At 30.1% G+C, this 12,662-nt stretch carries 12 protein-coding genes and 1 rRNA gene; 12 read left to right on the top strand and 1 reads right to left on the bottom strand.

Features of this window, described 5'->3' with window-relative positions:
* The first annotated feature begins 43 nt into the window (after nucleotides 1-43).
* Nucleotides 44-466, top strand: a complete 423-nt coding sequence (locus H8891_RS12020; protein ID WP_187006640.1) for a DUF1934 domain-containing protein — start codon at nucleotides 44-46, stop codon at nucleotides 464-466.
* Nucleotides 467-528: 62 nt separating this feature from the next.
* Here the strand turns inward: H8891_RS12020 and H8891_RS12015 are convergent, their stop codons facing one another.
* Nucleotides 529-1,227, bottom strand: a complete 699-nt coding sequence (locus H8891_RS12015; protein ID WP_187006639.1) for a polysaccharide deacetylase family protein — start codon at nucleotides 1,225-1,227, stop codon at nucleotides 529-531.
* 258 nt (nucleotides 1,228-1,485) lie between these two features.
* On the opposite strand from H8891_RS12015, the gene tilS reads away from it, so the two are divergent.
* The 11 genes from tilS to H8891_RS11960 form a co-directional block, all read left to right on the top strand.
* Nucleotides 1,486-2,874 carry a tRNA lysidine(34) synthetase TilS gene (tilS, locus tag H8891_RS12010; RefSeq protein WP_187006638.1) on the top strand — a complete coding sequence of 463 codons (1,389 nt, stop codon included), beginning with the start codon at nucleotides 1,486-1,488 and terminating at the stop codon, nucleotides 2,872-2,874.
* Nucleotides 2,875-2,905: 31 nt separating this feature from the next.
* Complete coding sequence (ftsH, locus tag H8891_RS12005) at nucleotides 2,906-4,843, top strand: ATP-dependent zinc metalloprotease FtsH (protein ID WP_187006637.1); 1,938 nt, start codon at nucleotides 2,906-2,908, stop codon at nucleotides 4,841-4,843.
* Between the two features lie 59 nt (nucleotides 4,844-4,902).
* On the top strand, nucleotides 4,903-5,889 hold the full coding sequence (locus H8891_RS12000; RefSeq protein ID WP_334298953.1) for a biotin--[acetyl-CoA-carboxylase] ligase: 987 nt from the start codon (nucleotides 4,903-4,905) through the stop codon (nucleotides 5,887-5,889).
* Nucleotides 5,882-6,841 (top strand): P1 family peptidase, encoded by a 960-nt coding sequence (locus H8891_RS11995; protein ID WP_187006635.1) that lies wholly within the window; start codon nucleotides 5,882-5,884, stop codon nucleotides 6,839-6,841. Before H8891_RS12000 ends, H8891_RS11995 begins: the two co-directional genes overlap by 8 nt.
* Nucleotides 6,842-7,006: 165 nt before the next feature.
* Nucleotides 7,007-7,600, top strand: a complete 594-nt coding sequence (locus tag H8891_RS11990; protein WP_243207845.1) for an ECF transporter S component — start codon at nucleotides 7,007-7,009, stop codon at nucleotides 7,598-7,600.
* 17 nt (nucleotides 7,601-7,617) lie between these two features.
* Nucleotides 7,618-8,388, top strand: coding sequence for a type III pantothenate kinase (locus H8891_RS11985; RefSeq protein WP_147547517.1), 771 nt, complete (start codon nucleotides 7,618-7,620; stop codon nucleotides 8,386-8,388).
* A gap of 101 nt (nucleotides 8,389-8,489) precedes the next feature.
* Nucleotides 8,490-9,458 (top strand): tRNA dihydrouridine synthase DusB, encoded by a 969-nt coding sequence (dusB, locus tag H8891_RS11980; RefSeq protein WP_187006634.1) that lies wholly within the window; start codon nucleotides 8,490-8,492, stop codon nucleotides 9,456-9,458.
* Nucleotides 9,459-9,557: 99 nt separating this feature from the next.
* Nucleotides 9,558-10,037 carry a transcription elongation factor GreA gene (gene greA / locus H8891_RS11975; protein WP_187006633.1) on the top strand — a complete coding sequence of 160 codons (480 nt, stop codon included), beginning with the start codon at nucleotides 9,558-9,560 and terminating at the stop codon, nucleotides 10,035-10,037.
* A 15-nt stretch (nucleotides 10,038-10,052) separates the two neighbouring features.
* Entirely contained in the window at nucleotides 10,053-11,579 is a 1,527-nt protein-coding gene (gene lysS / locus H8891_RS11970) for a lysine--tRNA ligase (protein WP_147547510.1), read from the top strand.
* 223 nt (nucleotides 11,580-11,802) lie between these two features.
* Nucleotides 11,803-12,006, top strand: coding sequence for a hypothetical protein (locus H8891_RS11965; RefSeq protein ID WP_187006632.1), 204 nt, complete (start codon nucleotides 11,803-11,805; stop codon nucleotides 12,004-12,006).
* A gap of 254 nt (nucleotides 12,007-12,260) precedes the next feature.
* Nucleotides 12,261-12,662: ribosomal RNA gene (locus tag H8891_RS11960) — 16S ribosomal RNA — on the top strand; the annotation flags it as partial.

The raw sequence follows: 12,662 nt of genomic DNA, 5'->3' as shown, positions 1-12,662 counted from the left end.
TAGGAAAAATTCCCTAAAGTTTATATTATTATGGAGGTTAAAAATGATAGATGTTAACATATCTATGAATACCAAGCAATATGATAGTTTAGGAAATGAAGATTGTATAGAGGTTGTATCAGTAGGAAATATGTATGAAAAAAATGGAGATACATATATTGTTTATAAAGAAGAATTAGAAAAGGGAGCAGTTCATGTTACAACCACTATAAAAATATCAGAGAAAGAGATTTTGATAAAAAGATTTGGAGTAGTTAACTCTAATATGAGATTTATTTTGGGAAAAGAAACTTTTACTAACTATAAAACTCCTCAAGGTCTATTTAATATAAAGATAAACACTAATAAATTAAATGTAGAAAAAACAGATGAGACAATAGAGATAGATATAAATTATAATATGGAGATTGTAGGATTATTTGAGGGTGTAAATAAAATACGAATAGAAGTTAGAAAAAAGAATTAAAAAAGAGCTGACTATATATTTAATTATTATTAGTCAGCTTTTTAAACTTTATTAAATTTAAATTAGTAAAGAGCTTTATTCCACCAATTCATAGAAGGTTGATCTTGATTTATAGGTTTACAGTCAAAATTATTTTCTTTAAGATGACATAATATATAAGGCAATGATTTTACTGTAATTTGTTTATCATGAAACAGTATAATAGGAGTATGGTAATTATTTAATTCTTTTAAAGTATTTGATACTATTGAAGATGTAGTACAACCTTTATGAGTATCTGTGCTATCTATATTCCAATCCCAAACTTTATAACCATAATTTATTAGACTATTATACTGAATTGCAGTTAAATGTGGCTTACTTCCATAAGGAACTCTAACTAATTTTATATTATAACCTATTAAATCTTTTAGAGTATGATTTGTGCTATTCATTTCATTTAAAGCAGATGAATTATTAGCATAAAAAACAGTTTTTTCATGGCTTTGTCCATGTAAGCCTATAGAATGACCTTCGTTTAAAATTCTTTTTACTATCTCAGGATAAGCATTAATTCTATCTTCTAATAAGAAAAATGTTGCTTTCATGTCATATTTTTTCAATAAATCCAATATTTTTGGTGTATATTTGTTTGGTCCATCATCAAAAGTAATATAAGCTACTTTACTTTTGGATATAGGACTTTGAAAACAATAACTGTTGGTTGTCATAAATGAAATAAATATAGACAACATAACTAAGGTTGATATAAATTTTTTCATATTAGATGCTCCTTGTTTATAAATTTTAAAAATTATATTTTATATTGTTATTGTATGATATTATTTAAAATATATTTAGGATAAAGTAATTTTGTATAACTAAAATTAAATGTATATAAAAAACTATCCCTAGATTAATTTATTTGGTATTATATTACTTGATAAGGTTATAAAAATAAAATAATTTATACAAGGATTTGAGAAGTTTTTATAGAAAGTATACTTGAGTTAAAAAACTAAGTGTAAGAGGTATAGTTTATGATAGTAGATAGAGTACGAAGTACTATAAATAAATATAATTTATTACAAAAAGGCGATAAAGTTGTATTAGGTTTATCTGGAGGTCCTGATTCAGTATGTTTATTACATATACTAAAACAGCTTGAAAATGAGTATGATATATCTATATATGCAGCTCATTTAAATCACCAGATAAGGGGTATAGAGGCTCAAAAAGATGTAATGTATATATCTAATTTATGTGATAGTTTAGGAGTTAAGCTTTTCGTTAAATCAATAAATGTCCCAGCATACTGTAAAGAAAATAGCTTATCAATTGAAGAAGGTGCAAGAAAATTAAGATATGAAATGTTTTATGAAATAAAACAAAAGACTAAATCAAATAAAATTGCAATTGGACATAATTTAAATGATCAAGCAGAAACTATTCTTATGAGGCTTATGAGAGGTACAGGATTACAGGGATTAAAAGGTATAGAATATAAAAGAGATGACACTATAATAAGACCTATTCTTGATATAGAAAGAAGCAGTATAGAAAAATATTGTGACGAATATAATTTAAACCCAAGAATAGATAGTACAAATTTAGAAAATATATATACTAGAAATAAAATAAGATTAGATTTAATTCCATATATGCAAGAAAATTTTAATGCTAATGTGATTGAAGCTATATGTAGAATGGGTAATAATTTAAAGCTAGATAGTGATTATATTGAACAAGAGGGTATAAATAAATTCAACGAGGTAACTAAATCGAGTGATGATGAAAATATAGAAATCTTACTAGATAAATATACTAACTTGCATAAAGCAATAAAAACTAGAATAATTAGAAATTCTATTAAGTATATTTTAGGAGATACTAATTTCGTAGATCAAAAACACATAGAAGATATACTAGATTTAGAGGATGATAATAAAATAAATAAAAAGTTAGTGTTACCTAGAGGTTTATTTGTTTATAGAAATAGTAATAGCATATTATTTACTAACAAAGAAATAACTTATGATGAAATAGAGTTTTCTTATAAACTTCCTAAAGAAGGTATGATAAAGGTAAAAGAATTAGGATTGTTTATAGAAACTCAAGTAATGAGTATTGAAAGATTTAACAGTATGAAGGTTGATAAATCCTCTAAAGGATTTGATTTAGATAAATTTAAAGGAGGGATAATTGTAAGAAATAGAGAATCTGGGGATAAAATTAAACTTACTGGAGGAAGTAAGAAATTAAAGAATTTATTCATAGATTTAAAAATACCAAGAGAGGAAAGAAGCAAAATTCCTGTATTGGTGGATGATAATGAAGTTGTTTGTGTTGGAGATTATAAAATCAGTGAAAATTATAAAATTAATGCAAATACAAAAGAAGTCTTAAAGATTACCTTTAAGAAACTATAAATTAAAACAACTTACGAAAGGAGGGCTTCTTTTGAATAAATTTTTAAAGGGAGCAGGTTTTTATCTACTTATATTTATCATTATAGTAGGTATAGTACAGTTCTCAGGTAGTTCTACAGACAAAGTAGAAGAAATGAAGTTTTCAAGCGTCTATAGAGAATTAATGAAAGAAAATATATCTAGTATAAAGATTGTAGAAGACACAGTTCTAGAAGGAACTATAAAGAGTACTAACAAAAAGTTTAAAACATACATACCAGAAGAAATTCAGTCTCAACAACTTGCAAATGAGTTATTAAAGCAAGCTGACGAAGGTAAATTACAGTTAACAGGAGCACCAAAACCAACTACACCATGGTTCTTCGAAATATTACCATCATTATTTATGCTGTTCTTTGTATTAATATTATGGTTTGTTTTCATGAATCAGTCTCAAGGTGGAGGCGGAAAAGTTATGAACTTTGGTAAATCTAAAGCTAAGGTTCATAAAGATGATGAAAAGACAAGAGTTACATTTAAAGATGTAGCTGGACTTAATGAGGAAAAAGAAGACTTACAAGAAGTTGTTGACTTCTTAAAAAATCCAAAGAAATATATAGATTTAGGAGCTAGAATTCCTAAAGGTATATTAATGGTTGGACCTCCAGGAACAGGGAAAACATATTTATCAAGAGCAGTTGCAGGAGAAGCGGGAGTACCTTTCTTTAGTATAAGTGGTTCAGATTTCGTTGAAATGTTCGTTGGAGTAGGGGCTTCAAGAGTTAGATCTTTATTTGAAGATGCTAAAAAGAATGCTCCAGCTATAATATTTATAGACGAGATAGATGCAGTTGGTAGAAAAAGAGGAGCAGGTCTTGGTGGAGGACACGACGAAAGAGAGCAAACTCTTAACCAGTTATTAGTTGAGATGGATGGTTTCGGTGTTAACCAAGGTATAATAATAATGGCTGCTACAAACAGACCAGATATATTAGACCCAGCCCTTTTAAGACCAGGTAGATTTGACAGACAGGTAGTTGTAGGAGCTCCGGATGTTAAAGGTAGAGAGGCTATATTTAAAGTTCATTCTAAGAATAAGCCACTAGAAGATGATGTTAAAGTTGAAGTACTAGCGAGAAGAACTCCTGGATTTACTCCGGCTGATATAGAAAACTTAATGAATGAAGCTGCAATACTTACAGCTAGAAAAAGAGAAAAGAAAATAAAAATGGAAACTATAGAAGAAGCTATAACTAAGGTAATAGCAGGTGTTGCTAAAAAATCTAGAGTTATAAGTGAACCTGAAAGAAAACTTACAGCTTACCATGAAGCAGGGCATGCAGTTTGTGCTCATGTACTTGAGCATGTAAGTCCGGTTCATCAAGTAACAATAGTTCCAAGAGGTAGAGCTGGAGGATTTACAATGCAACTTCCAGTAGAAGATAAATTCTATGCTACTAAGAATGAAATGAAAGAAAATATAATTGTTTTACTTGGTGGTAGAGTTGCAGAAGAATTAACTTTAGATGATATATCTACAGGAGCTTCAAATGACTTAGAAAGAGTTTCTGCTACTGCTAGACAAATGGTTACTAAGTATGGAATGAGTTCTAAATTAGGACCTATGACTTTTGGTGATAGTGAAGAAGAAGTATTCTTAGGTAATAGTATAGGAAGTAAGAGAAACTATTCTGAAGAGGTTGCATTTGAAATAGATAATGAGATAAAAGATATAGTTGATGTAGCTTACAAGAAAACTAAGAAATTACTTCAAGATAATATGGATAGCTTAGAGTATGTAGCTCAAGCTCTATTAGTATATGAGACTTTAGATGCAGATCAATTTATAAAAGCATTTAATAAAGAGTTACCTTTAGAGGCTAAATCAGAAAATGCAACAACAGAAGAAGTTGTTGATACAAAAGAGGAAAAAATAGATTTATCAAAAGATATAAATAAAGATCAAAATGATGATCAAATAAATAATTAATAAAAAATCAAAGGCTAGGGTTTACCCTAGCCTTTAGTTTAATTATTATTAAGGTAGAGGTGTTATTGTTGAGAGAAAAAGTTATTAATATATTGCTAGATAATAGTTTGGGGTTTATATCAGGGGAAGAAATATCTAAACAATTAGGTATATCTAGAACTGCTGTATGGAAACATGTAAAAGCTTTAAAAGAACAAGGTTATGATATAGAATCTGTAAACAGAAAAGGTTACAGATTAAAAGAGATACCTAATGATATTCTTAGTAAAGAAAATATTATGCATGAAATAAAAACTGAATTTATTGGAAAAGATATAATTCATTTTGATTCTATAGATTCAACAAATAATTATGCTAAAAGTGTTTCTATTGATAAAAAAAATGGAACAATAATTATAAGTGAAGAACAAGTAAATGGTAGAGGTAGACTAGGAAGACAATGGCACTCTAAAAAATATGATGGAATATGGATGAGTATTATATTAAAACCTGATATACTTCCTATGGATGCGCCATTTATAACATTAATCGCTGGAGCAAGTATAGTAAAAGCTCTTAACAACTTAGGGATAGATGCGAGTATAAAATGGCCAAATGATGTAATCATAAATGGAAAAAAAGTATGTGGTATACTAACAGAACTATCAGCTGAAATTGAAAGAGTAAATTATATAGTTTTAGGGATAGGCATAAATGTTAAAACATTAGATTTTTCTGAGGATATAGTTAATATTGCGACATCAATTCAAAAGGAAGGGTATAATATATCTAGGGTAGAAGTAATTAGAAGTTTCATATTGGAATTTGAAAAAAATTATATAGATTATATATACCATAATGATAAGAGTAAAACTTTAGATATTTGTAGAAAACACTCTGCAATTATAGGACATAATATATATACTATAAAAAATGATAAAAAAGAAAAAGTTAAATGTATTGATATAAATCAAGATGGAAATTTAGTTATAGAAGATGAAAAAGGAAATAGAAAAGAAATTATATCTGGAGAAGTATCTATAAGAGGGGAGCATGGATATGTATAATAATATTTTAGATGTTAAAGGGATTAAAGTAGGCCAAGTACAACAAATGGAAGGCTTAACTGGGTGTAGTGTTATTATATGTGAAGAAGGTGCAGTATGTGGGGTTGATGTTAGGGGTTCAGCACCTGGGACAAGAGAAACTGATTTGTTAGATCCTATTAACATGATTCAAAAAGTGCATGCTGTAGTATTATCTGGTGGTTCTGCGTTTGGATTAGAAGCTACATGTGGTGTAAGTAAATATTTAGAAGAAAATGGGATAGGCTTTGATGTTGGAGTTGCAAAGGTACCTATTGTAACTGGGGCAGTATTATTTGACTTAGGAGTTGGAGATCCAAAATGTAGACCAAATATTGATATGGGATATGAAGCTTGTAAGGTAGCTAGTTATACAAATCTTGAGCAAGGTAATTTTGGTGCAGGGTGTGGAGCTACTGTTGGGAAAATAAAAGGTAGTAATTTCTGTACTAAAGGTGGAATAGGAAGTTACTCGATTAAGTTAGATAATGGGTTAGTTGTAGCTGCATTAATAGCTGTAAATGCTTTTGGAGATGTATATGAAGAAGGGAAAGTAATAGCTGGAGTTTTAAATGATAGTAAAGATGAATTTTTAAATACTTACGATCTTATGAAACAAGGTGTGAACAAAGGTGGATTTAATATAGATAATACGACTATAGGAGTCGTGGCTACTAATGCTAAGTTGGACAAGGCCCAGTGTAAAAAGGTATCTCAGATGGCACATAATGGATATGCAAAAACGATATTTCCAATACATACTCCACATGATGGAGATACTATATTTACATTAGCAACTGGTGAGATTGAAACGGATGTAACGTTGCTAGGTTCCTTGGCTACAGAGGTAGTTGAAAAGAGTATAATAAATGCGATTAAAAATGCAAAATCAATTAATAATATACCTTCATACAATGAAATTAATTTAAAATAAGAATTATTGACAATGTTATTACCTATTGATAAAATTGTTTTTGTTGCAGCTGGCATCCTTATAAATTAGGAGCCTGACTGATTATGATATAGATAAATAACAACTAAAAATTTTAATGAAAAGTCCGGCATCTTTTAAGAGCTGGAACGGAGGTGTATTTTAGAAATGAAAACACAAGTAGGAGTAGAGAAAAAAATTAATGTTAGGCAAATGGCTATAATAGGTATGTTATCAGCTATATCTATAATGTTATCTATGACGCCACTGGGATTTATACCGATTGGACCTGTTAATGCAACTATAATGCATATACCAGTTATAATCGGATCTATAATTGAAGGGCCTATGGTTGGGGGAATATTAGGATTAATATTTGGGCTAACTAGTTTTATGAGAGCCATAACTACGCCAAGTCCAACTAATTTTATGTTTATGAACCCGATAGTTTCGATACTTCCAAGAGTTTTAATGGGTATTGCTACATATTACATTTATAAAAGTGTATTTAAATTAACTAAAAATCTTTCTGTTTCAGGGTTATGCTCTGGTTTTTTAGGTTCGATTATAAATACATTTGGAGTTTTAGGGCTTGTATATTTACTGTATGCACAAAGATATGTAGAAGCTATAGGAGGAGATACATCTACAGCTGGAGCTGTAATATTAGGAATTGCTGCTACTAATGGTATACCTGAAGCTATTGTTGGAGCTTTAGTTGTATCTGGAGTTGTAATTATACTAAAGAAAAGCAAAAAATAGAAAGAAGGTTAGATTAGATGCTTTTAGTATTTGACGTTGGAAATACCAACATGGTATTAGGTATATATGAGGGAAAAGAGCTAAAAAAGTATTGGAGAATTAGTACTGATAAAGCAAAAACATCAGATGAATATGGGATGCTGATAAATAATTTATTTCAATATGATAATGTAGACATAAAATCAATAAAAGATGTGATAATATCATCAGTTGTACCTAATGTTATGCATTCTCTTGAGAATTTTTGTATAAAATATTTCAACAAACAACCATTAGTAGTTGGGCCTGGAATAAAAACAGGATTAAATATTAAATATGATAATCCTAAGCAAGTTGGGGCAGATAGAATAGTAAATGCCGTTGCTGCAATAGAAAAGTATAAAGCACCTATGATAATAATCGATTTTGGAACAGCTACAACTTTTTGTGCTATATCAGCAAAAGGTGACTATTTAGGAGGAACTATAGCACCTGGTATAAAAATATCAAGTGAAGCTCTATTCCAAAGAGCATCAAAACTTCCTAGAGTAGAACTTTTAAAGCCTGGAATGACGATTTGTAAAAATACAGTTTCGGCTATGCAATCTGGGATAATATATGGATATGTAGGTTTAGTAGATAAAATTGTAAAGATGATGAAGGAAGAATTAGGAAATGAAGATGTGAAAGTAGTCGCTACAGGAGGACTATCATCATTAATAGCATCTGAGACTAATAGTATAGATTGTGTAGATAAGTTCTTAACTTTAGAAGGATTAAGAATAATCTATGATAAAAATAAAGAATAGTAACAAGGAATTGGATATTAAATCCAGTTCCTTTTTTATGATAAGATATTATAGGAAAATGGGTATAGATATAAGTAAAACTTTAAAAGAGGAGACTATATATGAAAATAGGAAATGTTACACTAGACAATAAGGTATTTTTATCTCCTATGGCAGGAGTAACAGATTTACCATTTAGATTAATATGTAAAGAACAAGATTGTGGTATGTTATATACAGAAATGATTAATGCAAAAGCCCTTTGCTATGATGATAAGAATACTAAAAAAATGCTAAAGATAGAGAATGAAGAACATCCTGTTGCTGTTCAAATTTTTGGTTCAGATCCAGAATTTATGGGAGGAGCCGCAGAAATATTAAATGAATATCCAAATGAAATATTGGATATAAATATGGGATGTCCAGCTCCTAAGGTTGTAAAAAATGGAGACGGATCTGCTCTTATGAAAAATCCTAAATTAGCTGAAGAAGTATTAAAATCTGTTGTTAAAAAATCTAAAAAGCCTGTTACTTTAAAAATAAGAAAAGGCTGGGATGATAATAGTGTGAATGCTGTTGAAATTGCAAAAATTGCAGAAGCGTCAGGTATAAGTGCATTAGCTATACATGGAAGAACGAGAGAACAATATTATTCAGGAAAAGCTGATTGGGATATAATAGCTGAAATAAAGAAAAATATAAATATACCTGTAATTGGTAATGGTGATGTATTTGAAGTAGAAGATGCTATAAATATGATAAATAAAACTAATTGCGATGCAATAATGATAGGTAGAGGTGCTCAAGGTAATCCATGGATATTTAAAAGAATAAATCATTATATGAAAACAGGAGAAATATTACCAGAGCCTACTTGCGAAGAAAGAATAAATACAGCTTTAAAGCATTTAAAATTAGCAGTAGAGGAACATGGAGAGTATGTTGCTGTAAGAGAGATGAGAAAACATATTGCATGGTACCTAAAAGGTCTTAGAGGATCAGCTAGATTAAGAGATGAAATTAACAAGATAGAAAGCTGTGAAGAAGTTGTAAACAAGCTAAGTGACTACCTGGACCACTCCTTGACATAAGGATGATAGTAATTTATAATATAGCGCATAAATGCTTAAGATATAAAATAAGTTTTGTTTAATTTTAAATAATAATTAAGAGAAGGAGTTGTAGGGGTTATGGAAGATAATAAGGAAATATTATTAACTCAAGAAGGTTACCAAAAGTTAGAGGACGAGGTAGAGTATCTAAAGTCAGTTAGAAGAAGAGAAGTTGCTGAAAGAATAAAGATAGCTATATCTTTTGGAGATATATCAGAAAATGCTGAGTATGATGAAGCTAAAAATGAACAAGCTCAAGTTGAAGAAAGAATAATAAAGCTTGAAAACATGCTAAGAAAAGCAGTTATAATAGATGAGTCTAAGATAGATTCAAATATAGTAACTATAGGATCTATAGTTAAGGTTAATGATATGGAATTTGAAGAAGAGGTAGAATATACAATAGTTGGTTCTGCTGAAGCTGATCCATATGAAGGTAAAATATCTAATGAATCACCTGTAGGGAAAGCTCTTTTAGGTAGAGCAAAAGGAGAAATAGTAGATGTTCAAGTTCCTGACGGGATTGCTAAGTTCGAGATATTAGAAATAAGAAGATAATCTGGAGGTATACAAATGAATAATGATCAACAACATGCTAATGATCAAGCAAAAGAAGAACTTACTGAAGTGCTTAAAGTAAGAAGAGATAAATTAGCTAAGTTACAAGAGATGGGAAGAAATCCATTCCACGTAAGTAGATATGATAGAACTAATTACTCTACAGATATAAAAAATAATTTTGAAGCTTTTGAAGGAAAAGTTGTAAAATTAGCTGGACGTATAATGAGTAAAAGAATCCAAGGTAAAGCTGGATTTATAGATATACAAGACCAAGAAGGTAGAATTCAATGTTATGTAAGATTAGATAGAATCGGTGAAGAAGAGTATGCTGTCTTTTCTACATATGATATAGGTGACATAATAGGTGTTGAAGGTGAAGTATTCAAAACTAAAAAAGAAGAGATATCTATAAAAGCTAACGATGTAAAATTATTAACAAAATCTCTTCAAGTACTTCCAGAAAAGTATCATGGACTAAAAGACCAAGATTTAAGATATAGACAAAGATATGTTGATTTAATAGTTAATCCAGAAGTAAAAAATGCTTTCGTTACAAGAACTAAAGCTATGAAAGCTTTAAGATCTTATTTAGACGAAAGAGGATTCTTAGAAGTTGAGACTCCTATATTAAATACTATAGCTGGTGGAGCTAATGCTAGACCATTTATAACTCACCATAATACTTTAGACATACCTATGTACTTAAGAATAGCTAACGAGCTATATTTAAAGAGACTTATAGTAGGTGGATTTGATAAAGTTTATGAAATGGGTAGAATGTTCAGAAATGAAGGTATGTCTATAAAGCATAACCCAGAATACACAGCTGTAGAATTATACCAAGCATATGCAGATTATACTGATATGATGGAAATAGCAGAGAATATGATAGCTTACATGGCAGAAGCTGCTACTGGAAGTATGAAGATAAACTATCAAGGAACTGAAATAGACTTCACTCCTCCATGGAGAAGAATGACTATGGAAGAATGTGTTAAGGAATATGCTGGAGTAGATTTCTCTACTATTAACACAGATGAAGAAGCTTTAGCTGTAGCTAAGGAAAAAGGTATAGAAATAACTCCTGGAATGAGAAGAGGAGAAGTTATAAATGCTTTATTTGAAGAGTTTGGTGAAGATAAATTAATCCAACCTACATTTATAACTCATCATCCAGTTGAAGTATCTCCGTTAGCTAAGAGAAATGTGGAAGATCCAAGAAAAACTGACAGATTTGAAGCTTTCGCAAATAAATGGGAATTAGCAAATGCTTTCTCAGAACTTAATGACCCAATAGATCAAAAAGAAAGATTTATGGACCAATTAAGAAAGAAAGAATTAGGAGATGACGAAGCTTGTGATATGGATGAGGACTTCGTAAATGCTTTAGAGGTAGGTTTACCACCGACAGGTGGTCTAGGAATAGGTATAGATAGAGTTATGATGTTATTAACTAACTCTCCATCTATAAGAGACGTTATATTATTCCCTACAATGAAACCTATAAAAGAAACTTCTAATGATGAAATAGAAGAATAATATAAATAAAGACCTTTCTGATTTTAAAATCAGAAAGGTTTTTTTATTATTAATTCAACATTAAAATTATAATAATGATACAAAAATATGTAGTTTAAAATTAAATGTTGGGGTAAGGTGATAAATAAAAATATAAAAACAAAATGTATGGGGAAAAATAAAGAGAGGAAGTGTGAATAAAAAATAGAAATCTATAATAAATAAAAATATTGGGGGTAATTAAATGAAAAATTTAATAAATTGGATGTGTTTAATTTCTATAATGATTTTAGTTTTACAAGTTATGATTTATATGAATAGTGAAGTTATAAGTGATTATAACAAAATTAATAGAAAAAGAAAGTTAGTAAAGAAAAAGAATGTAAGTATTGAAAATACTAGATTTGCAGAGTATGAAAATTATTATACACAAAAAATTGCAAAATAAAATAAAAAAAGTTTTAAAAAAGTATTGACGTTATTAAAATGAGGTGGTATAGTATTACTTGTCCTTGAGAAAAGGGCAAACGAAATAACAAAAAAGAGTTGACAAGAAAGAAAAAACTTGTTAAACTAATGAAGTTGTTAAATGAACTTTGAAAATTAAACAGTAGGTTAATTATAAAAATTCTTTTTAAAGAATTAAACAACAAACAACCAAGCCAGATATTCAGATAATGATAGCTGAGCGATGGACAACTTTTATTTGAGAGTTTGATCCTGGCTCAGGATGAACGCTGGCGGCGTGCCTAACACATGCAAGTCGAGCGATTCTCTTCGGAGAAGAGCGGCGGACGGGTGAGTAACGCGTGGGTAACCTGCCCTGTACACACGGATAACATACCGAAAGGTATGCTAATACGAGATGATATATTTTTATCGCATGATAAAAATATCAAAGCTTTTGCGGTACAGGATGGACCCGCGTCTGATTAGCTAGTTGGTAAGGTAACGGCTTACCAAGGCGACGATCAGTAGCCGACCTGAGAGGGTGATCGGCCACACTGGAACTGAGACACGGTCCAGACTCCTACGGGAGGCAGCAGTGGGGAATATTGCACAATGGGCGAAAGCCTGATGCAGCAACGCCGCGTGAGCGATGAA

It is taken from the genome of Paeniclostridium hominis, assembly GCF_014306135.1.
GTDB classification, from domain to species: Bacteria; Bacillota; Clostridia; order Peptostreptococcales; family Peptostreptococcaceae; genus Paraclostridium; species Paraclostridium hominis.
Note: the sequence above shows the minus strand (reverse complement) of the source record. Positions and strands in the feature narration are given on the sequence as shown.